We start from the raw sequence: 23,583 nt of genomic DNA on the forward strand, positions 1-23,583 counted from the left end.
TCCTGAGCCAGGATCAAACTCTCGAAAAAAATTGACTTGTCATGTCTTGTATATATCTAGTTTTCAAAGAACTTCTTCGCTATCAAAAGCATGAATATTATAACACTATTTTTTTTATTCAAAGTTTTTTTAAAAATTTTTTTCGAATTTTTTATTTGAACTTTTGATTAAAAAAATACTATCCAAATCATAGTTTAATGGACAGTATTAAAGTTTTTGTTATTTGTATATTTTTGAAATATCAGCAAACATTGAAGTTTCTTCATTGTATTTTCTTCTATTATTAGTGTCTAATAATTTATTATATGTTTTCTCTGTTATTAATTTATCATCATATAAAACTTTTAAATAGTATGCAATAACTTCGTCTGAAAAGAAATATTCATAATCATTATATAAAGAAATGATGTCTTTAATTTCATCATAAATAGTCTTTCTTAATGATTCGGGATATTTCATCTCTTTTGAATGTTCAGCGAATTCTTCTCTATCAACAATTTGCAATTCTTTATCTGGATAACATTTTATGTCTAAATCATAATCAATAAATTTAAGCGTGTCATCTTCAAAAATTGGACGTGATGCAAGGTTTATATAATAATAAGAACCACTTTCCTTTAAAAGAACAATTGCATTGTACATTGAATCTTTCGGAATAAATCAAATTGCATTTTCTTTATATCTTCACCCATTTACATCTCTTTCATATTCAGCCACTTTAGTGTTTTTTAAAAATAAAACAATATGTCTCTTATTATGAAAAATTACTTTTACAGAATTTCATTGTCTATAAAGATGACCATTATGTTTATAAGCTTGAACATTAATCATTTGTCCAACTTTTAATTTAGAAAAATCTCATAGCATAAATCCCTTTCTGTTTGCTTGTAAATATCTTAACTATCTAAATAATTTATGAAAATCTAATTTAACTTTATTATCTGTAGTTTTTATTATATTGTAAACATTTTCGTTTTTTGTTGATCTTGCCGTTGTTACTCATCTATTTTCAGGAAGTGTTATTTCTTTTTCTAATAAAATTTCATTTTCTTCAGCAATATTATTGTTATTCAAATCTTTTCATAAATAAATAACTGAATTATTACTTGGTTTTGTAATGAAATCTTCCGAAATATATGGAATAAATAAAGCGTTTGTATATTCATTTAATGAATTTGGATAAATTCTATTATTTAATTGCTCTTCTCTTTGCTGAGCTTGTTCTGATGTTAATGAATTTGATAACAATGCACCTTTATCAAAAGTTTTGTGACCAAAAAAATTGAATGTATCTAAGTATTTAATTTTTGATGTTGCAGTAACTTGATTATTATCTGGATTAACGAAGACAAACCCTGTGTACTCATTTGAATCTAAGTAACCACTTAATTTGATTTTATGTTGATTTGCTTCATTATTTTCAATTTGTGAATGCTCTGAATCAATTCATTTTCATCCACTATTATCATAATATAGTTGTGAAATAGTTTTTCCATAACCCATTGTATCTAAAAATAATTTGTAAAAATCAACTGATTTATCTTGTTTTATTTTCTGAAGATTTAAATATTCAGTTTTGGTTCTATATCCTACTTGAGGTTGATATTCAGATAAAGCAAAAGGTGTTGTTGGCAGAAGAATTGAAGATTGATTTTTATAAGTTCTTGTTCTGTTTGAATTTTCTTGAATTGTTAAATCACCTTGTATGTATCATCCTTGTCTATATTGTGAATCAAAATTATTCAAGAAAACTTTACTCATATCATCTGCTAAAGATGTTGGTGAAATTGTGTAAGTTGTGGCTGAAGATGTTTTATCAATATGAGCATAGCTAAAATAACTCATTGTAAAGATATCTTGACCTTTATTTCTTGAATCTTCTATAGCAGGACCAATTGGATTTGGTAAATTTATATTAAAGTAAGGTTCAAAACCATATTTTAAATATTCTCTAGGAACTAATTCAGTCAATGAATAATAGTAGCGAATATTATTTGATGAAAGACCGAACTTTGTATCAGGTGAATAATACAATTTTGAATGTTCTTTTAATTTTCTATTAAGTTCAATTACATCAGGATTGCTTGGTTTTCCGTTTGAAAGATCTCAAATATCTTTTGGACTAAAAACATTATGAATAAAACTGTTTTTTTTGTTATTATCTGCTCTTAATATTTCTCAAGTTTCATCAGAGATTTTTGATTTTGAAGTTACATCATAGTTTGATAAATATTGAAATGAATCAACAAACGATTTATTTCAATATTGAATGTAAAGATGATTATGCTGATCTTTAATTGTTGCTCCAGGTGAATAATAAATAATTGATGGGTTAACTAAATGTGAATCATCATTTTCAAAACTATAATATTTTGCAAGTACATCTTTTTTAAATGCAATTTCTGCATATGAGTTTGCTCAATGGTGCATATATTCGTGGAATGTTGTTTGCATCATATAAGCAATAATTTCATAAAGGCTCATTCCTGATTCACAAAAAAAGAAACCATTAATAAAAATATTTTTAATATTTGGAATATATAAACCGTTTGCAGTATTATCTATTACACTAAAATTATTTATATTTATAGCTTCAAGATCAAAAACTTCAGTACTGAATGGAATTTTTCTTTTAAATTCATGAGCATATAAAACTAAACCTTCAGGACCTAATAAATATCTACGTTCACTTTTGTCTTCACTAACATAATATGCATAGTCTCTAAAGGTCACATTTGTGTATGGATCTATGTATTCAAAATAGCAGGATCCATTAGTTTCTTCATATTCATGCACATTATTTTTTTCAGTTTCAAATCTATTTAATAATTGACTAACTTCATCATTACTTTTTGATGAAGTTTTCATAAATTCTTTATCGTTAATTGAGACTACATTAGAAGCTGCAATTGTAGGATGTGTGTAATTTGTAAATCTTAATTTAACTTTATTAACTTGTTTTTTATCACCATTTCCGGAAGATTTAAAAATATCTAGAAAACTGCATGAATTAGTCACAAGTGTTCCTAGACCTAAAATTGAACCAGTTAAAAACAATAAAGATTTACGTAATTTAGTCATGTTTAAATCATACACTTTTTATCTTCAAATATGATAAGAAGTGTTGTAATTATTTTTTTCATAAATGTGAAAAATTTACTAGAAAATATTAAATTTTTGATAACTAGACCTCAAAAAGTTATAGAATAAAAGTGTAAGAAATCGGAGGTGCTTATGTACAAATACAAAGCAAAATTAGTAGCTAGTGGTGAAGTTATTGCACAAGCTAACACAATTGACGAATTAGAAGGTCAAATTAAAGGATTTCGCCGTGGTCAAAAACACGGATTACACACCAAGGGAAATGAAAAAATTGAAATATTCCATATAGAAAGAAACAATTTGGAAGGTAAATCACATTCTAAAGAAGTTTCAGTTAAAGTTGTTTAATTTATTAAATAGAATTTATATATTAGTTTTATAGATATGTGCCACCAATTTTTGGTGGTTTTTGTTTAAAAAACTCTAATTGCTATATAATAAAAAGAAAATTATAAGGAGTTAAAATGTCAAAACCTAGATTAGAAGATAATTTTTATGAATACGTTAATTATGAATGATTAAATACTGCTACAATTCCATCAGATAGATCATCAATGTCAGCATTTGGTGAATTAGATATCAAATTAGAAAAATTGCTTAAAGACTTAACAGTTCAGTGAGCTAATGGTCAAAAAGAATTACCTAATGATCCTATGATGAAGCAGTATGTTGAATTTTACAAAATGATTATTGATAAAGATAAGAGAAAAGAAATCGGAATAAAACCGGCTAAAGATTTTCTTAAAAATATTGAAGAATTAAAATCATTTGAACAACTTGCTTCAAATTTTGATTACTTTAATAATAGATATGTATCTTTACCTTTATCTTTTGGTGTTGGGGAAGATTTTAAAAATAATAAATTACAAGTTTTATGACTTGATGAATTTAGCTTAATTTTGCCATCAAAAGAAACATATGAAAATGAACAAGAAGCAAATAGATTAATGACTGTATGAATTAATATGGTTTTTGATTTATTACAAAAATACGGATTTGATGAAAGAAAATCAAATGATTTAATTAATAAAGCTATTGCTTTTGATTTAAAAATTAAAGATTATGTTCTTTCAGATGTTCAAAAGGCTGATTATGTTTCATTATACAACCCTAAAAAAATTTCATGATATACCGATAAAAGTTCAATTTTTAATATACCAAACATTGCAGAGCAATTAGTAGGCCAAAAAGTTGAAATGATGCCTTGTTCAAACGTTAAATTTATTGAAAACTTAAACAATATTTTCAATAGCGAAACATTCGAAGAATATAAAGCCTTATTCTTTATTAAAAACTTAATTTTTGCTGCCTCATATTTAGATGAAGAAACAAGAATTAAAGCAACAGAATTTAAAAACGCAATTTACTCAATCCAAAAACCAAGAGATTTAGAAATGTTCGCTTATGATTTAGCTACTAAATATTTCAAAGAACCATTAGGTATGTACTATGCAAAACATTTCTTTGGAGAGAAAGCTAAAAAAGATGTAGAACATATGGTTGCTAATATGATTGAAGTCTATAAGAAAAACTTGGAAGAAAACACATGATTATCAAAAGAAACAATTAAGAAAGCAATTACTAAATTGAACAAATTAGGTGTCATGGTTGGATACCCAGAAATCATCAGACCATTTTACAAAGATTTTGTTGTTAAGACATATGAGCAAGGTTCAAATATTTTAGAAAATGTTTTATTCTTTGAATCAATTAAGACTCAATATAACTTATCGCAATACAATCAATTAAAGAATGATAAGTATTGATCAATGTCTCCAGCAGAAATTAATGCTTACTTTAATCCATTTGCAAATCACATTGTTTTCCCTGCTGCAATTTTACAAGCTCCTTATTATGATATTAATCAATCTTCATCTGCAAATTATGGAGGAATTGGAGCAGTTATTGCTCACGAAATCTCACATGCATTTGACAACAACGGTTCACAATTTGATGAAAATGGAAGCTTAAACAACTGATGAACTGATGAAGATAGAGTGAAATTTGACGAAAAAATTGCCGCTGTTATTAAGTTATATGATGGTAAGGAAACTAAATATGGAAAAGTTAATGGAAAACTAACAGTTTCTGAAAATATTGCTGATATCGGTGGAGTTTCATGTGCCTTTGAAGCTGCTAAACTTGAAAATGACTTTAATCCAAAAAACTTCTTCGAAAACTGAGCTAGAGTTTGAAGAATGATTATCACAGAAGGAAGCGCAAAAAGAAGATTGGAATCTGATGTTCACTCACCTTCAGAAATACGTGGAAATGTTGTTTTATTAAACAATCCGGATTTCACAAAAACTTATAACTTAAATGAAAACGATCAAATGTTTTTACCTGAAGAAGAACAAATCAAAATTTGATAGATAACTAAATTGAAAAATATAAACCTCAATATAACGAACACATTTTTTAGTGATAGTTATATTGAGGTTTTTCATAATTATTTTAATAATTTTAGTTTGATATTTACTCTCCTAAAATTGTATATGCATTATTAGCACGATATATTTCATAGTCTCCTCCATTAAATGGCTCAAGACTCTCGGGATTATCTATAGAAAATGAATAACTTTATCAACTATTTTAATTTTTTTAACTATTCTTATAACTAATTACCTAATAGTTCAAATTTGAGAAAAATTACTAAATTAATGAGGTGATTATGAAAAAAATTTTAGTCTGCTTAATAATTTTTATGAAGTTAATGTTTTGTTGCAGTTTTTTTACTGCTTCATGCAAGAATGATAACCATCAATTAAAAAAAGAAATCAATAATAAAAACCATAATACAAATTCTTGTAAATTAACAAATAGTTTATTGAATCAGAAATATTTAAGTAATTTTTCCCCATTATTAATTAATAATAAAATTTTGCTTGGTTCAGGAAAAATGAATTGAGAAAGTATCAAACTTGATAAAAATAATCAAATTAATCTTAATATTCAGCATGAAGATATGATGGATAATGTATTTAAAGTTTCATTTCATAACTATAACCCTCATAACAGGATAAACTCACAATCTAAATATATGATTCATTCAGGTACTATCAGTTTATTTGATTATCATCTTGATGATAATGGTGAAATTGAAAAATTGTATTTCGTAACAAATGCTCATGTTCTAAATAACTTTGTAAAGAATAATTCTGATGGTTCAATATTTTCAAATATTATCAATGATAACCAATTATTAAATGATGAAAGTAACCTTATAACTTCTCAAGTTCAAATTTCAAAGTTGGGATTTGATACGAATAAAAACCAAGAAATTAAACAAATTTTCAGCTTTAATCCTAGTGATTTTAAAATTGTATATTTAGCATTAGATTTTTTAAAGTCAAGTCCTAAAAATTACATCCATAATATGGATAATGTTGAAGAAATGATTGACTTTGGTATACTGGAATTAGATTTGAAAAATATTCATAATAAAAGTAATTCAATTTTTGAATACTCTAAAAATGAAAATTTAGTCAGTTGTCAAAATATGACGTTTAATGAATGATTAGGTAAATTTATTAATATCAATAAAATTAACACCATATCATCAGATAATATTTTGGAAAATCATGAATTTTACTCAATAGGTTACCACGATAAGGAAAATGAGTTTACTTTTAATAATTCAAATAATTTAAATCACTCAGAGCAATTTCATTTTTTAGAAAACTATCCTGGTTTTGTTGATATTTTGCTTAACTTTAGATACATAAGTCATTTAAATAATTTTAAGTATGTAAATAAATCTGTTTCCAAAGCAAATAAATTTGTTAATTATGGTTTAGGATTCGTAATAAATGATTATCAACCATATTATGGTTCATCAGGATCTCCGGTTGTTAATCAAAATAATCAATTACTTGGTTTAATGTTTGCTACATATGATGTTGATTTTAAAAATAAAGCATCAATATCTTGTTTATTAAGATCTCCTGAATTAGATTATTCAGAGAACTTCGGTTTGTACAACATAGAACCATATGATTTAATTTATGGAGGATATCAAAATCAAAAATCATCATATAAAGATGCAATTAGAAATTTATATGGAGATAACTATAAAACTTGATTAATAAAATAACCAGGCATTAACCTGGCTAAATAAATTATTTGTCAATATTTGTTTTTAAAACTGATAAGAAAGCCTCTTGTGGAACTTCAATAGAACCAAGTTTTTTCATACGTTTCTTACCTTCTTTTTGCTTCTTGAGTAATTTTTGTCTTCTTGTTACATCCCCACCATAAAGTTTTGCAGTAACATCTTTTCTATAAGCTTTAATTGTTTCTCTTGCAATAATTTTTCCACCAATTGTGGCCTGCACAGGTACTTCGAAGTTTTGTCTAGGTATTGCATCCTTGAGTTTTACACATAACTCTCTTGCTGCTTCATATGCTTTTTCTCTATGTGTAATTATTGAGAATGCATCAACTTTATCTCCATTTAATAAGATATCTACTTTCACTAAATCTGAAGGTCTATATCCAATTCACTCATATTCAAATGATGCATAACCTTTTGTGGTAGATTTTAATCTATCAAAGAAATCAAAAACAGTTTCAGCTAATGGTAATTCATAAATTATTCTAGTTCTTCTAGAGTCAACTGTCTCTAAAGTTTTATAAATACCTCTTTTATTTTGACAAAGTTCCATAACATTACCAATATATTCATTTGGTACAAAAATACTTGCTTCAACATATGGTTCTTCGATTTGTTCTATAAATGTTCTATCAGGAAACAATGTAGGGTTAGAAATGTATTCAATTTCTCCTTTTGTAGTAGTTACTTTATACTCAACACTTGGACTTGTTGCAATAATTCCAACCTTATATTCTCTATCAAGTCTCTCTTGAAGAATTTCCATATGCAACATTCCTAAGAAACCAACTCTAAATCCAAATCCTAATGCTTTTGATGTTTCTTGTTCTCATGTGATTGATGAGTCTGATAATGAAATTTTTTCTAAACTTTCCTTAAGATCCATGTAATCTTTTGTGTCGATTGGGTAAAAACCGGTAAACACAACAGGTTTCATTTTTTTGTAACCTGGAAGAGCTTGTTTTGTTGGATTAGAAATTAAAGTGATTGTATCCCCGACGTTAACTTCTTTTGCATCTCTAATTGCTGCTGAAACTCATCCAACTTCTCCTGCAACTAATTCATCTTTTTTGGTTTCATTTGGATTTTTAATACCTAAGTCAATAACATGATACTCGTTTCCTGCATCGTGTCTTGACATAAATTTAAACTTATCTCCTGTTTTAAGCTTACCTTCGAATACTCTGATAAACATAACAACTCCACGATATGGATCAAAGTAACTATCGAAAATCAATGCTTTTAAAGGTTTATTATCATCTGCATTTTTAGGTGCTGGGATATATTCAACAATCGCATCAAGCAATTGATGAACACCTTGACCTGTTTTTGCAGACACCAAAATAGCATTATCAGTCGGTATACCGATAACTTCTTCTATTTCTTTTTTAACACCTTCAACATCAGCACTTGGTAGATCGATTTTATTTATAACAGGTAAGATTTCTAAATTATTTTCAATTGCTAAATAAACATTAGCTAAAGTTTGAGCTTCAATACCTTGTGTTGCATCCACAAGCAATAAAGCTCCCTCAGAAGCTGCAAGTGATCTAGAAACTTCATAATTAAAATCAACGTGTCCCGGTGTATCAATTAAATGAAAAATATAGTCTTTATACTTGATTTGAACTGCATTTAGTTTAATTGTAATACCACGTTCCTTTTCAAGATCCATTGAATCTAAAAATTGAGCAGTTAACTCTCTTGTGTCTACTGTATTTGTGTATTCTAAAATACGATCAGCTAAAGTACTCTTACCGTGATCTATGTGAGCTATTATTGAGAAATTACGAATTTTACTTTTTTCCATAGTTCTTTAAATTATAGATGAAAATTTTTTTCATTTTTTGAATTTTTATCTTATAATAATACTAGTGCTTTATCCTTGAACATGATTCGGATAAAGAATGTGATGTCCATGAAACATCCTTCTTGTGTTAAATTATTAAACACCTGTCACTAAATAATTTTATGTAAAACACATAATCATTATTATGTCTTACATAACTTCGCCACAGCATTCTTGCTGTGGTTTTTATTTCAGAATTCACTGAATAAAGAGTGTAACCAGAGAAAAAATCCTTAATTTTTCACAAAATGTGAAAAAAATAAGAAAAAATTACATATTTATTACATAATATTTGAAAAATGTGCTTAAATTTAAGTAGATAAATTAATTTTCAGGAGATGATTATTATGAAAAAATTAAAAACTTTACTTATGAGTATTGCTGGATTATCAGCTATTGTGGCGCCAGCCGTGGCAGTGTCATGTAAAGATACTAAAAAACCAGAACAACCTGGTAGCCCTAACACAGGTTCACCTGTACATGCTGACGCAGAAATTGCTGAATTAGATAAAATTGGTGAAAGATTAGTGGCTAAAGGAGCTGAATTATTCACATTCTTACCAGAAAAAAGACAAGATATTATTAAAAAATTAACAACAGGTGAAGAAAGAAAAAGACAATTATTCTTCTCTAACTATGATGGTCAATTAGCAACAGGTGTTGGTAGAGATTACAATGTTACACAACCTTCAACAGAAATTAAGGCTATTAATGCTGAAAAAGGAATTCAATACATTAAAAGTGGTTACATGATTGCTAATGATGTAAAACCTGAATACGTAAACAAACAAGGTGTTCAAGGGGCAAGCGGATGACTTAACACAGTTTACAATGAATCACAAGGCACAGTTACAATTAAATTCAAAGTTGTTAAATTTGTTAATGATGCAACACCGGTTAAGACTTCTTCAAAAGCATTCGAAGTTACATTAAATCTTCCAGCTCAATAATTTTTACATATATTTTATACAACACTAAATCAATTATATTAGTGTTGTTTTTTATGCTTTTGCAAAAAGAAAAACACTCATTTCCTGTTCTTAATAGAACTAAAAACAAGTGTTTACTTAATTGTGATAAAAAGGAAAATCTATTCACTAAGTAATTTTTCTTCATCACTAATAATTGATAATGCTTCTTGCAATATTTGTTTTTCATCTTTATCATTTGTGTCTATGACATAGTACTTAAGGTTATATTTTGAAGCTATCTCTTTAAAGATTTTTAAATAGTTAGAATGTAAATTTTTAAAATATTCGTAATTAGAATCAAAATTCTTCACTTCTGATTCTCTATTTCTTGCAAACAATCTTTTCTTAAATGTTTCAAAATCTACATCCAAGAAAATTGCAAAATGTGGCATTTCATCTTCAGTTACTAACTTTTCAAACATAGCATCATAAGCCTGTAAATATTTTTCACTTTTTGCCGATAATATCAACTTAGCAAAAATATAATGTTCTAATGCAAATCTATCAACAAAAATGTGATCTCTTTTAATATTTGAATTTGATTGATTGTATTCATCTAATAATTTTGCAAACTTATCTGAATGATTTTCGGCTATATAAGATTGAAAACTAATTGTTAAATTTGATTTATTTTCATACAATCAATTTAAGAAAGTGTTGAAAACATCATCAGATTCTTCAAACTCTCTTAATATTTTTGAAGTAGGAAACTCTTTTTGTAAGTTTTTAACTAACGAACTTTTTCCTGCAGCAATCATTCCACTTATACCTATAACCATAAATACCTCACTTTAATAAATTTGGATAAAAAATCAACTCGATTAATTTAATGAGTTGAATTTACTTAAAATTATTATTACTATTTAACTAAATCTACATCATATAATGTATTAACTAATTTACACATTTTGTTAAGGGTTTTAAACTCTTGTTTAAACTCTTCTAACTGCATAAACTTTTCATAATCTAATCTTGTAGATCATCTTTCTAAAACAATTACTACTCCCTCAGGATCGACAGAATATTCGAATGATAAGTTTTCTTCTTTCATTCTTGTTTTTTTAGTTAATATAAATAAATAATCAATAAATCCTTTTAACTTTTCTGGATTTATTACATATCTTGATGCTTTGGCAAAAATCAAAATCGCCTCCTTAATAAGATCAAGTTATTTTTTTAAACGAGCAAAGAGCATATACTCATTCCCTTGATTAATATTATCAAATTTTTGATAATCTTCTATTAAATCAATAGAAAAACTATCAAAACCTAATGCGGTTGCTACTTCTTTTGTTTTATCTTTTAATACAACTGATAAATAAGTTGAAACTGCATAAATACCATTTAGAAGTCTTGCTAAAATTTGTTCTAATCTTGGTAAATCTTCTTTTAATTTTCAAGGTTCTGTTAAATCAACATATTTATTTAGGTCGCTTGATAAATTAATAGCAACTTTTAATGCTTTGTCAATTTCTAAATTGTCAAAGTGTTTTTTGTACTCGAAGATAGAATTTCTAATTTTTAAGTCTATGTCCAAGTCATTTTCATCTTTTGATGACTTGTATTTTAAAGGACCTGAAAAACTATTTGATTTCATTTTTAAAGTTCTTGAAACTAAGTTTCCATAATTATTAATTAATTCAGAGTTAATCACATCAATAAATCTATCTTCATCTCAAACACCATCTTCTCCTAATGTGATTTGTGATGTTAAATAGTATTTAATCATTTCTTTATCGTATTTAGCTAATAAATCATATGGATCAACTACATTATTTTTTGATTTTGACATTTTTCCTGTCGGTGTAACTAATCAACCGTGCGCTTGAATTCTTGTAGGTTGTTTTAAGTTAAGTGCTTTAAGGAAAATAGGTCAATAAATCATATGGAATCTTGCTATTTCCTTACCAATTAAGTGAACAACTTCTGAGTCTTTGCTTGCTCAAAATTTCATAAACTCATCTGGTTGTTGCTTGTTTTTTACATCATACCCTAAAGCAGTTATATAGTTGCATAATGCATCTAATCAAACATAAAGTGTATGTGTTTGGTCTTCATCGATTTTGATACCTCATTCAATGTTAGTTCTTGTAACTGATAAATCTTCTAGCCCTTTAAGTAAGAAATTATTTTTCATCTCATTGATGATTTTGTTAGGTGCTAAAAATTCTTGATTACCATCAATATACTCAACTAATCATTTTGCAAACTCATTCATTTTGAAGAAATATGAATCTTCTGAAACTAAAATTAGCTTGTGACCACTTGTCGGATGATAATATCCATCTTCTTTTTTAACTGCTTGTGTTTCTGTTAAAAACTCTTCATCTGAAACTGAGTATAAACCATTGTATTGCCCTTTATAAATAAAACCTTTTTCTAAGAAATAAGAGAAAATGTGTTTTACTGAATCTTTATGGAATTGTGATGATGTCCTTGAAAAGAAATCATATTCTATTCCAAAATCAACTCACATTTGTTTATATTTACCAACTAAATTATCAACAAATTCTTGTGGATTTACATTTTGCTCAGCAGCTTTTTGTTGAATTTTTAAACCGTGTTCATCACTACCTGTAAGCATTTTAACTTCATAACCAAGTAGTTTTTTATAGTTAGCTAAAACTCAAGCAACTGTAGTTGTATATAAGTGTCCGATGTGTAAATTTCCACTTGCATAATAAATAGGTGTTGTTATATAACTTGTTTTTTTATTCATCTTCTCCTCCACTTTTATAGGTCTATAAAGTTTTTTAATTTCAGGTAAATAATCGTGATTATTTTTATCGCTATTATCATGAAGATATAAGTTAGGTAAGAAATGAACACCTCAACCTGTCTGATATCTTGCTTCAAGTAAAATAAATTTGGGTTTATCGTCTATTCTAGGATAAATAAGTTGAACTCTTTTTGGCTCAAATTTATATTTTCTTAATAATTCAAAAGCATCAACCATTCTTTCAACGGGTAATACTAGTGATAAAAATCCTTTTTGTTCTATTATTTTAGAACAACCTAAAATTAATTGTTCTAAATTTAAATGAATTTCGTGTGTTGCAATTAGTTTTTCTTGCGAAATGTTATTTTTAACTTTTGTTTTATCATAAGGATAAAAAGGTGGATTACAGAAAATAATTTGATATTTCTTTTGTGCATTCTTTGTGTGCTGTTTGTAAAAATCATTAAAGTCTTGGTTAATAATATGAATTTGATTTTCCATATTATTAAGCTTCACATTTTCTTTTGCTAACTCTGCTGCTTTTTTTTGAATTTCAATCGCATCAATTTTTAATTTGTCATATCTAGAAGCAACAAAAATTGATAAAGCACCATTATTAGCACCGATTTCAAGTGCTCTAGTGGTTTTTTTATTTAAATAAATAAAATTACCAAGCATAATGGTATCAACTGAATAATTAAACATATCTTTATCTTGTTTAACTACTAATCCAGCATCAAAACCTAATGAATTTTCCTCTAAATTTCTATTTTTATTTTTCATTTTTATCCTTTAATAAATATTTTTAATTATATTAAATAAGTTATATAAAAGATAACTTTTCATTATAAAAGCGCATAGCTCTTTATTAGCTTTGCGCTATTGTTTTATTTTTGAAAATTTTTTCTTAATTTTGAAAAATTTTGCTTATTTTTAGAAGCTCTTTCAGCTTCTTCTTTTTGCTTTTTAGCTAATCAAGCTTCGTATAAATCAGCTAATACACAAGTAACTTTACCTTCGACTAAATCAACTTCTGTAACAATTACATCTACAAAATCACCAATTGTAAATTTTCTATCTTTAGAAATCAATTTAGTTAAGTTTTCATTAGCTTCATATTCTCCATCAATCAATGTTGACTTATGAACTAGACCACTAGCTTTAAAATCAAATTCAACAAAGAAACCAAAGTTAAGCACACTTAAAATTTGAGCTCTAAATGGTGAACCGATTTTATTTTTTAAGAATTCAGCAAACTTAAGATCATTAACATTTCTTTCAATTTGAACTGCTTTTTGTTCTGATTTAGTATTTAAAACACCAAATACAGGTAAGTTTAATCTGAACTCTTCAAGTTTTTCAGTTTGTTTATTAATAATAAAATCTCTAATTATTCTATGAATGATTAAATCTGGGTATCTTCTAATCGGACTTGTAAAATGGCAATAATATTCACTTGCTAATCCAAAGTGTCCAATGTTTACATCTGAATAAATTGCTTTTTGCATTGAACGCAAGAACATTAATTTAATAAAATCATCATCTCTTTCAGCTTTAACTTTATTAACAAAATCTGCAAATATTTTAGGGGTAATTGAGTTTGCTTTAAGTTTTGATGCGTCTATTGAAACTGCTGCTAAAGAGTTTTGTAGTAATTGAATTTTATCTTCATCCGGCGCTTCATGAACACGATATAAAACCGGTAACTTAGCGTCAAAAAGATATTTAGCAACTGTTTCATTTGCTCTAACCATAAAGTCTTCAATTAAAACTTCGCTAAATCCACGTTTATTAATCACGATTTGTTCAACTCTACCATATTGATCAAGTTTAATTTTAGGTTCATCAATATCAAAATCAACATATCCTTCTTTAATCTTGTAATCGTGAATAATTAAACTTAATTCTTTAGCTACATTAAGCATTTGTTTTAATTTAACTACATTTTCTTGGTTTGGATGATCCTCATTAATTTCGCCTGTATTGTAGTATTTGTCAACTTGTTTGTATGTTAATCTAAATTTACTTTCAATAATACCTTGTGAAATATCTGCTCTAACTGTATTTCCATTTTTATCAATTTCCATTTCGCAAGCTAAAACAAATCTTTTTACATTTGGATTAAGCGAACAAATTCCATTTGATAATTCAACAGGTAACATCGGAATAACTCTGTCAACTAAATAAATACTCGTCCCTCTGCTTAAGGCTTCTTGGTTAATGAATGAACCTTCTTTGACATAGTGAGAAACATCAGCTATATAAACTCCAAGGAAATAATTTCCATTATCTAACTTTTTAACTGTGATTGCATCATCGAAATCTTTTGTATCATCACCGTCGATTGTTACAATCATTTCGTTTGTAAAATCACGTCTATTTGTTTGGTCTTCATTATCAATTGTTTCAGGAATTAATTTAATTTCATCTTCAGTATTTTCAGGGAAAGCTGATGGAACTTTAATTTGTTCTAAGTATGATTTAACAAAAACCATTGGGTCAGCTTCGTTTGTAATAACTCTTTCAACACTTATTGTTATGAATTTATCTTCGTAAGCTAAAACTTTAGCTAAAACTAAGTCATTTAATTTGTTTGGAACACTTGAAGGAATTAATTTAAATTTAACACTTTTAAATCTAGCATCAATAGGCGCAAATGATTTAACACCATTTTTTTCTTTTATAAATCCAACAAAACTTTCATTGTTTCTTTGAATAATCTGTGTAACTACACCATCTTTTAATTCTTCATCACCTTTTTGAAGTTTATAAACATTAACCTTAACTTCATCACCACTAATAGCTCCATTAAAATTAAAAGTTTTTACATAAACACTTTTTTTAGTTCCTTCTTCTTCGTTGATGTCATAATCAACAAATCCAAAGTTACCTTTTGTAGCAACTTTTAAAATTCCTGCAACTGTTTCTTCCAGTTCTGGTGAATAATATTCATCATTATTATTTCTAAAAACTAAATATTCAGATTGCAAATCTGAAATAGCTTTAGTCAAGTCTTTGTTATTTCTCAATGAAACTTTAAAATGTTTTGCAATGTCTAAAAATGACCTTGACTTATATTTTCTAATGTAATTTAATATTTCTTGTTTTTGCATACTTTTATTTTTTCAGTACTATTCTTAAAACAACTGAAGCAATAATTAAAATTGCTCCTAAAACTATCATTGAGTATTTTAAGAATTTCTTAACTCCTCTTTCTTTTGAATTTTTAAATAACTCCAAGTCTCCTGAACCAACTAATGCTCCTGAAAAACCATTTGAATCAGGTGACATTAATAATGAAACGAAGACAATTAGAATTCCAACCATTACCAATATAACTGTTAAAAATGTTGACATTATTACTCCTAATATTTACTTATTTAATATAAGTTAGATTAATATTTTAAATAATACCACAATATCTGTTTTTTGTGCTTTACTGATATAACTATATGCTAGATAAAAATGATTTTTTAATAATAAAAATAATAAAGTTTAATAAAATTAAAATAATTATGAAAAAACTAGTTAAAAAATTCTTATTAACAATGCCAGTTGGAATATCTGCTGCATTACCAATTGTTGCGCTTTCTTGCAACAATCAACAAAAAGAGGATCAAAATTTAAAATCATTTAAAGGTGACTACTTAAAAACAGCGAATGTTTTATTTAACAATATTGTCAATACAGCACAAAAATGATTAAATATCATTGAAAATGATTCTGCAGCTAATGAAAGATTAAATAATTTCTTTAGTCAAAATGAAAATGCTAAAGACACGGTTATTTATGTTTTAAAATCAGATCCAGAATCATTTAAAAACAACATTATCGACTCAAACTTAAAACAAATTGAACAAATCATTAATGGCGAAATCCAAAATACTTATAAATACTTTAATGAAGTTTCAAGAATCACATGAGCTATAACTCCACAGTTTCTTAACGGTATTCTTTCTACATTTATTAGATTTATGCCTGAAAGTGAAGAAATTCAACAATCAATGAAATCTGACTTTACTAAGTTAGTTGGATACTTATTTTATTCAAATAGTAAAGCTGAAATCATTAAAAACTACATTCTAATGAACGAGAGTGAAAATAGAGCTAATAAAATTAAATCATTGACAAATGATGCTGCACTTAAAAATTCAGTTGATCAATATTTATTATCAAATCAAAATGTTATTGCTGAGTATAAAAAATTAAATGATGCGCAAAGCTATGCATATGATTCAATCACTTCATTATCTGAAGAAAAAATCAAAGAAATGTCTGATGAATATTTAAAATTCCAAAAACAATTTATGAGTTTTAGAGAGCAATTTAATGTTCCGTATCTTGAATTAACACAACCAGAAAGTTCGCTAAATAAACAATTTCACTCATTAATTGTTCCTAACTTTGCAAAAATGCCAAATATGAACGAAATTGGTAAACCTATTCTTGATGAAAATGGTAAGGAGACTTACAAAAACCAACCAACAACATATGATAGTTTATTAGAGAAATACAAAAAAAACGAAGAAATTAAAGCTCTTATTGAAAAAATCAAAGCTAAAAACTTAAAAGAAAAAGTAACAATTGAAAATCCAAGTGTATTAAATGATCTTACAAATGGAAAAATGTTACCTTTATCAATTTCATTCACAACTAACTGAAATCAATCTTTCAAATTTGGTTCTGTAATTTACTCAAAAAACAAGCAAACAAATTCATTTGATAAATTAAATCTTGAAGAAAAAATTACACAAGGTTCAAAATTAGTTTCATCAATGATTAATGACTGAAATGCAGATCATATTTTAAAATTATCACTACCTATTGAAATTATTAATTATTGAGGAGTTTTCAACCCTAATGAAGCTAACACAAAGATAAATAAACAATCAAGCGATGAAAATATTAGTGAATTAACAAAACTAACTGACTATATTTCATTGGGATTTAACTCAGTTCAACCAATTGAATATAAGATTAAAGAAGAAACTAAAGACAACAACAAATACAATTTATTGCAAATTGGAGTTGTTAGAAATTCATTATTAGGTGGAAGACATTACAAAGATTTATGAGACACATTCTTCTTAACTCCATCATATGAATACTTAATTGATAAAAATGCTGTTAGACTTTCTGAGCAAGGAATTAATCTTAATGCTTCATTTGACTTATATATAACATTGAGTGATGAAATTTATGAAAACCAAATCAAACCATTAATTATTGACCAAATGTCTGACGAAGAACTTGCGAAAGTATCTGAATTAAAAGCTAAAATTTCAGCACTTGAAGATAGAGAAATCACAATAACAGATGATGATAAGGAAATGATTTCAAAATTCGGTTATATGTATAGATTTAAAGATGTAACTGATGAAACATATCCGACTCAAGCTATTCCTGTTGATCAAATTCCATCTACACTACCTCAAAAATACTTAATTGATGCAATTGATAATTACATTAATGTGTCAACAAAAGGTTCAGAATACATTTCTTCTTTAGAAAGTGAAATCACAAATTACACATCTAGAATTGATACATACAAAAAAGAAGTAATTGCACCTGCTGAAGAAAAACTTGCTGCGTCACAAGATGAAGAAGAAAAGCAAAAATTAAGAGAACAAATCGAGCTTTTCAAAGCTGAAGTAGATAAATTAGAAGAACAAAAGGAAGAAGCAACAGCAAAATTAGATGCTGCTAAAGCAGAAAAAGAAAAATGAAATATTTTTGACACCAATAAAGTTGAATACTTCAAAAACAAATTAACTGAATTAACTGATCCAAAAATTGCTAACCCTAATAAAAATGCTGAGAGTGATCCTGAACAAATTTCAGATCCTGAAAACTCAATAAAATATAATAAAGAAGAGCTTGAAAAAGTTTACACAGCTTATGAAACAAGAAGAGCTCAAGAATTCAATAAATTAGTTATTGGATTCACATTTAAAGTAATTGATTAATTATGAAAACAAATTACATTTATAAAACTCTTTTAGAAAGAAATGCAAATTTTAATCTATTATCAAATGACGAATTTGAAAAATGTGTTCAAATAATTCTTTCCAGCTCACAATTAATTAACACATTTGACTGAATGGAACAAACTAATGGTGAACCAACATTAGTTTCAATGTTTGATAACATTTATCTTGTAGATTTATCAACTCAGTCACCTGATAGAAGATCACTGTGCTATGATAGAACTGCGCTAATTAACAGAAAGAAGTTTGTACCTGAAAATGATGCTTTAAGTCTTGCACATAGTTATTTTAGTGAACTTCTAACTGAGCAAGACTATAGATTTTTAAATACAATCAAACCACTAGATACTAAGACATCTTCGTGAATTCACACACCTAAAGAAATTTGAGATAAAGGTGGCGCGATATTTTGCGACAATAGATATGGTGTAGTATTTGTCTACCATAATAGTGCTGATTCGTATTATTCTTCTAGAGGTTTTAGAGTTAAAGTTAAAATCATTTAACCATGCACATAGATACAAAAAGTAAGATATTTATTTGATATCTTGCTTTTTATTTTTAATTAGTTACTAAAAAAGATAAAGAAAAAGCTACCTACAAGGTAGCTAGTTAATGATTTATTAGAATTTATCTTGTGGTAAGTAAATTGAACCATCAATGCTTTTAATATCTGAAATAGAGATAAATGCATCTTTGTCAACTTTACGAACATCTTTAATAATACGTAACACATGTCTGAATAATGCAACTGATGTAATAACATCAATATCTTTTCCTTCGTATCCACCTGTAGCTCTGAAAATTGTCATACCTGTAACAATTTTCTTGTCGCTTGTGATAATCTCTTTAACTTTAGCAGCATTCTTTGTAAAGATTTGAACTCTAACAAGTTTAAATTTAGGGAATAATTTATCTAATACACCGATATAAACAACATTTACTAAGAATGTAGCGATGAAGTTAGGTGAGAAGTAAAGTTCAGCGTGTCATACTTTTGCTTTCAATGCTTCTGCTTGTCTTGTGAATTCAGTTACTTGTGAATCCGTTAATCCCATAATAGATTTATTTTGAACAACTAATGAAGGGTCAACTTTTGATAAAAGAATTGAACCTGGTAATCAAGACCCAACTAAAACAGCGACAATCATAATTGCTATGTTCATATATCCACTAATTGAACCGAATGATTTTTGTTTTGCGTTTGCGTATCATTCTCCGATAACACCTGTAACACCAGCTGTTCCTCCAATGATTTGGATAATAGCAAATACGTAAGCTAATAATACTCCATAAACAATTGCATAAAGCATTAATGCTAACACACTACCTGATGAGTATGAGTCTCATAATAATGGAACTAATCCTGAAAGTGATTGGTAAGCTTCAGGTAAAGCGGCTTTAACAGCTTTGTTTGAGAAGTCCCCAATAATATATGTTGAACCAGCACCTGGGATCATTCCGATTCCGAATGAAACTAATGATGAAACAACTAAGAATAAAATTGTTAAGTTTGTAAATAATTTTCCAACTTTCTTATAACCGAAAATGAAAATAGGAATACTTAAAATAACATAAGCAACTCAGAAGACGAATTGGTCAATTAAGTTAAGCACTGTTCCATCAACTTGTCCGGCTATAGAAACTACTAAAATCTTCGCTCCAGCTTGTCCAAAAGCAGCTAAACCAAAGTTGTAAATACCAACATTTTTAACAAAGAATACACCAATGACACCGAAGATAACTGCTGTAATGTTTGTTATTAAAATAATTTTTCAAAGCGGCATTTGTTGGTAGAAGTAATTTAATTTAAGACCAAAGTTAGACATTCTTGTTCTTTTGTATAAAGTGTTCTCTTTTTTAATGTGCACTTTTTCTAAGTTTTCAACTGTGTCTTGTCATTCAGAAGAATTTTGGTCTTTATGACTATTTGACTTTTTAAAAAGCATTTTGCTCCTTTCTTTAAAATTAAAAAATATGTTACCTATCAACAAGATAACTAAATTACTATTCTTATTCTATCACTTTTGCAAATAAAGCGAAATTTTAAAAATATTAAATAAAAAACCACATATTTTAATATGTGGAGATTGGTCGCTTAAACGAAATGGTAGACCGTACAGGGTTCGAACCTGCGACCCACTGGTTAAGAGCCAGTTGCTCTACCGACTGAGCTAACGATCCACTAATATTATAAAACTTTTAGAGTAATTTGATAGCTTCTAAATTCAATAATCTAATAAATTAAAATTAACTTTTACAGTAGTGCTCTAGGTTTAAAAGTTGAATTCGATTTCTCTAAATTAAAAATAAATAAAAAATTCCATACATTAATTTGTGTATGGAATAAATTTATATTAAGCGTTAGCTTTTTCTTCTCTTCATCTAGCTACTTCAGCAGCACAATCATCAATAACTTGTTCAACTAAATCAAGTGAGTCAATAATAGCACCTGAGGCTCTTTCATGTCCTCCACCACCTCATTTAACGGCAACATTTCTAACAATTGGTCCATTTGATCTAAATTCAACTCTAACTTTTCCGTTTTCTTCTTCTGTGAATTGAACTCACATTGGGAATCCATCGATGTTAGCAATTGAATTTACTCTAATTGATTGTTGTGGTGTTTTACTAAATTCATTTGTTGTTTTTAAATCATTTTGAATGTAAGCTACACCATCTCTTGTTTTTAATGTTGTCATTAATCAAGCACTGTATTTTAAGTCATCTAATGTAACTTTAGCTAAATTTGAGTGGATAAAGTCTTGTTGTAATCCTGCTTCATATAATTTAGCAGCTAAATTTAATGTTCTAGCTGTAGTGTTATTGAATAAGAATCTTCCTGAGTCTGTGTTGATTCCTAAATATAAGAAGTTAGCAGCTTTTTGTGTGATTTTTCAGTTGTTTACAACCGCGATTTCTGTAATCATTTCATCAGCTGCAATATATGATGAATCAACTCATCTAATGCAATTTTCACCTAAATCATCATCATTTGGGTGGTGATCGATTCTAATAACTTGAGCAAATAAGTCTTTGTCTAAAACTTCTCTATATTCAATTCTTTCTTTGAAGTTTGCATCAACAACAACTCCTAAAGCAGTTTTTAAAAATTCATCTGATGGAATTTCATCCATTTTGATATTTAAGAATGAGAATGAACCTTTTGAATCACCTATTGCATAAACTTTTTTATTTGGGAAGTTTGTTTCAAGTAATTCTTTTAATCCAAATTGTGAACCTAAACAGTCTCCATCTGGACGAATGTGGTGAAAAATAACAATGTTATCGTATTTTTCTAATTGTTCAGTAACTAATTTTAAATTACCAATAACCATAATTATTTAGCCTCTCACTCAACGATAGCTTGGTTTAAGTCAGCTAAAACGTCTTTAACTTGGTCTCAAGATTGAAGAGTAATTCCGGCAGCGTTATCGTGCCCTCCACCACCATATTTGTTAGCAACTAAGTTAACTAATGGTCCATTTGAACGTAATCTTCCTCTAACTGTTCCATCTTCAAGTTGAATGAATAATGCTCAACAAGAGTTGTCTTCAATATTAGCTAATTCATTTACGTATTGAGCAGCTTCGAATGAATCCATATCATATTTCTTTAATGTTTCTGTATCAATTTCGTAGTAAAGAACTCTTCCTTCTTTTTTGAATCCATTTAAAATGTGTCCAACAAATTTAAGTTGTTTGAATGTTCTTTTTGAAAGTTCTTTTAAGATGAATGATGGGTGGAATCCTGTTTCCATTAAGAACGCTACTAATTTATGTGTTCTAGCTGATGTGTCAGGGTATAAAAATCTTCCTGAGTCAGTGTTGATTCCTAAGTAAATGTGTGATGCAGCTTTCTGTGTAACTGTTCATCCTGCATCAAATGCGATTTGAGCAATCATTTCAGCAGCTGCAACATAGTGTTCATCGATTCAGTTGTAATCGTAATCGATGTCAGCTGAGTTAGGGTGGTGATCAATTCTTAATTTAGCTGTTGTCTTGTTTTCATATAATAAGTTTGCGCATTCAATTCTGTTTCCACTTGAAGCATCAACTACAATTCCTAATGAGTTTGTAAAATCGATTTTTTCAATGTCATCAAAGTGGTAACCCATAAAGTCAAATAAGTGTAAGTTATCCCCTACTGTGTAAACATTTTTGTTAGGGTAGTTTGTTCTAATTAATTCTGCAAGCCCAGCTTGTGAACCTAAACAGTCTCCATCTGGACGAATGTGGTGAAAAATAACAATATTGTCATATTTTTCAATAGCATCAATTGCTACTTTTGAATTTCCTATAACCATAATAATTTTCCTTTCTTAATAGTGATTTTTTAATTTAAATTAAATATTTCTAAATTATATAGCATTTAATTTTTATTAACATAACTTTCAAGATACTCTCATAGGTCTTAAAATCTTTATTTTCATTATTTAAATTGTTAGATTAAAAAAATAGATGCGATTTGATGTTGCATCCGAAATCTTAACATGTTTTTTCACTTAATTCACCGCATTTCCCATTTGCGGTTTTTTAGACTTTCAAACCAGGAAACTTGCGAAATAAATTAATGAAGGTATTAAACTTTCATTTTTTTGTGTAATAAAACAACCAAAAGGACTGTGAAAAAAGCAAATTAGTTAATCATCAATTCTATTATTAATAAGCAGTTTTATTTAGTCATATGTTTAGATTTTTGTTCAAAATTAAGCAAAAACCACTTGTTAATATTACTTTTTGATTTTTATGTCCATTTATTTAAGCTTTAAACTAGGACAAGTCTTATAGACAATTTATAAAAAACTCAAAGCATCTCAATATTGTTGAGGTGTTTTTCAATTT

At 27.5% G+C, this 23,583-nt stretch carries 17 protein-coding genes and 1 tRNA gene; 6 read left to right on the forward strand and 12 right to left on the reverse strand.

Annotated elements, in window-relative coordinates; genetic code table 4:
- Positions 1–219: 219 nt before the first annotated feature.
- Both ACMZI9_RS02775 and ACMZI9_RS02780 read right to left on the reverse strand, forming a co-directional pair.
- Positions 220–867, reverse strand: a complete 648-nt coding sequence (locus ACMZI9_RS02775; protein ID WP_257089504.1) for a DUF402 domain-containing protein — start codon at positions 865–867, stop codon at positions 220–222.
- A 33-nt stretch (positions 868–900) separates the two neighbouring features.
- A complete protein-coding gene (locus tag ACMZI9_RS02780; protein ID WP_323176597.1) occupies positions 901–3,081 on the reverse strand; it encodes an MYPU_1760 family metalloprotease in 2,181 nt (726 codons plus the stop codon).
- Between the two features lie 153 nt (positions 3,082–3,234).
- Between ACMZI9_RS02780 and ACMZI9_RS02785 the strand changes: the two genes are divergently transcribed.
- The 3 genes from ACMZI9_RS02785 (at position 3,235) to ACMZI9_RS02795 (ending at position 7,195) form a co-directional block, all read left to right on the forward strand.
- Positions 3,235–3,450, forward strand: a complete 216-nt coding sequence (locus ACMZI9_RS02785) for an MAG6790 family protein (protein ID WP_257089500.1) — start codon at positions 3,235–3,237, stop codon at positions 3,448–3,450.
- Between the two features lie 116 nt (positions 3,451–3,566).
- The gene (locus tag ACMZI9_RS02790; RefSeq protein ID WP_323176598.1) at positions 3,567–5,474 is read left to right on the forward strand and encodes a M13 family metallopeptidase; all 1,908 of its coding nucleotides are present in this window, start codon (positions 3,567–3,569) and stop codon (positions 5,472–5,474) included.
- 527 nt (positions 5,475–6,001) lie between these two features.
- Positions 6,002–7,195, forward strand: a complete 1,194-nt coding sequence (locus tag ACMZI9_RS02795; protein WP_323176599.1) for an MIP family Ig-specific serine endopeptidase — start codon at positions 6,002–6,004, stop codon at positions 7,193–7,195.
- Positions 7,196–7,220: 25 nt separating this feature from the next.
- Here ACMZI9_RS02795 and lepA read toward each other — a convergent pair whose 3' ends face one another.
- Positions 7,221–9,023, reverse strand: a complete 1,803-nt coding sequence (lepA, locus tag ACMZI9_RS02800; protein ID WP_257089491.1) for a translation elongation factor 4 — start codon at positions 9,021–9,023, stop codon at positions 7,221–7,223.
- Positions 9,024–9,409: 386 nt separating this feature from the next.
- On the opposite strand from lepA, the gene ACMZI9_RS02805 reads away from it, so the two are divergent.
- A complete protein-coding gene (locus tag ACMZI9_RS02805) occupies positions 9,410–10,012 on the forward strand; it encodes a variable surface lipoprotein (RefSeq protein WP_257089489.1) in 603 nt (200 codons plus the stop codon).
- Positions 10,013–10,152: 140 nt separating this feature from the next.
- Here ACMZI9_RS02805 and ACMZI9_RS02810 read toward each other — a convergent pair whose 3' ends face one another.
- The 5 genes from ACMZI9_RS02810 to secG form a co-directional block, all read right to left on the reverse strand.
- Positions 10,153–10,812, reverse strand: coding sequence for a deoxynucleoside kinase (locus tag ACMZI9_RS02810; protein ID WP_257089487.1), 660 nt, complete (start codon positions 10,810–10,812; stop codon positions 10,153–10,155).
- A gap of 80 nt (positions 10,813–10,892) precedes the next feature.
- The gene (locus ACMZI9_RS02815) at positions 10,893–11,177 is read right to left on the reverse strand and encodes a putative quinol monooxygenase (RefSeq protein WP_257089485.1); all 285 of its coding nucleotides are present in this window, start codon (positions 11,175–11,177) and stop codon (positions 10,893–10,895) included.
- A 24-nt stretch (positions 11,178–11,201) separates the two neighbouring features.
- A complete protein-coding gene (gene metG / locus ACMZI9_RS02820; RefSeq protein WP_323176600.1) occupies positions 11,202–13,535 on the reverse strand; it encodes a methionine--tRNA ligase in 2,334 nt (777 codons plus the stop codon).
- 104 nt (positions 13,536–13,639) lie between these two features.
- The gene (gene rnr, locus ACMZI9_RS02825; protein ID WP_323176601.1) at positions 13,640–15,865 is read right to left on the reverse strand and encodes a ribonuclease R; all 2,226 of its coding nucleotides are present in this window, start codon (positions 15,863–15,865) and stop codon (positions 13,640–13,642) included.
- A gap of 4 nt (positions 15,866–15,869) precedes the next feature.
- Positions 15,870–16,109, reverse strand: coding sequence for a preprotein translocase subunit SecG (secG, locus tag ACMZI9_RS02830; protein ID WP_257089479.1), 240 nt, complete (start codon positions 16,107–16,109; stop codon positions 15,870–15,872).
- Between the two features lie 158 nt (positions 16,110–16,267).
- On the opposite strand from secG, the gene ACMZI9_RS02835 reads away from it, so the two are divergent.
- Both ACMZI9_RS02835 and ACMZI9_RS02840 read left to right on the forward strand, forming a co-directional pair.
- Positions 16,268–18,718 (forward strand): hypothetical protein, encoded by a 2,451-nt coding sequence (locus ACMZI9_RS02835; protein ID WP_416099229.1) that lies wholly within the window; start codon positions 16,268–16,270, stop codon positions 18,716–18,718.
- Positions 18,719–18,720: 2 nt separating this feature from the next.
- The gene (locus tag ACMZI9_RS02840; protein ID WP_323189592.1) at positions 18,721–19,245 is read left to right on the forward strand and encodes a DUF4256 domain-containing protein; all 525 of its coding nucleotides are present in this window, start codon (positions 18,721–18,723) and stop codon (positions 19,243–19,245) included.
- A 117-nt stretch (positions 19,246–19,362) separates the two neighbouring features.
- On the opposite strand, the gene ACMZI9_RS02845 is transcribed toward ACMZI9_RS02840, so the two are convergent.
- From ACMZI9_RS02845 to ACMZI9_RS02860, 4 genes are all read right to left on the reverse strand, one after another.
- Positions 19,363–20,688: a DUF2179 domain-containing protein gene (locus ACMZI9_RS02845; RefSeq protein WP_323189591.1), complete on the reverse strand. Its 1,326-nt coding sequence runs from the start codon at positions 20,686–20,688 to the stop codon at positions 19,363–19,365.
- Positions 20,689–20,847: 159 nt separating this feature from the next.
- Positions 20,848–20,923: transfer RNA gene (locus ACMZI9_RS02850), tRNA-Lys, on the reverse strand.
- A gap of 173 nt (positions 20,924–21,096) precedes the next feature.
- Positions 21,097–22,077 carry a DHH family phosphoesterase gene (locus tag ACMZI9_RS02855; RefSeq protein WP_416099230.1) on the reverse strand — a complete coding sequence of 327 codons (981 nt, stop codon included), beginning with the start codon at positions 22,075–22,077 and terminating at the stop codon, positions 21,097–21,099.
- A 2-nt stretch (positions 22,078–22,079) separates the two neighbouring features.
- A complete protein-coding gene (locus tag ACMZI9_RS02860; protein WP_323680362.1) occupies positions 22,080–23,045 on the reverse strand; it encodes a bifunctional oligoribonuclease/PAP phosphatase NrnA in 966 nt (321 codons plus the stop codon).
- Positions 23,046–23,583: the final 538 nt, after the last annotated feature.

The sequence above is a fragment of the Mycoplasma sp. 4079 genome, assembly GCF_047785185.1.
GTDB lineage: Bacteria > Bacillota_I > Bacilli_A > Mycoplasmatales > Metamycoplasmataceae > Mycoplasmopsis.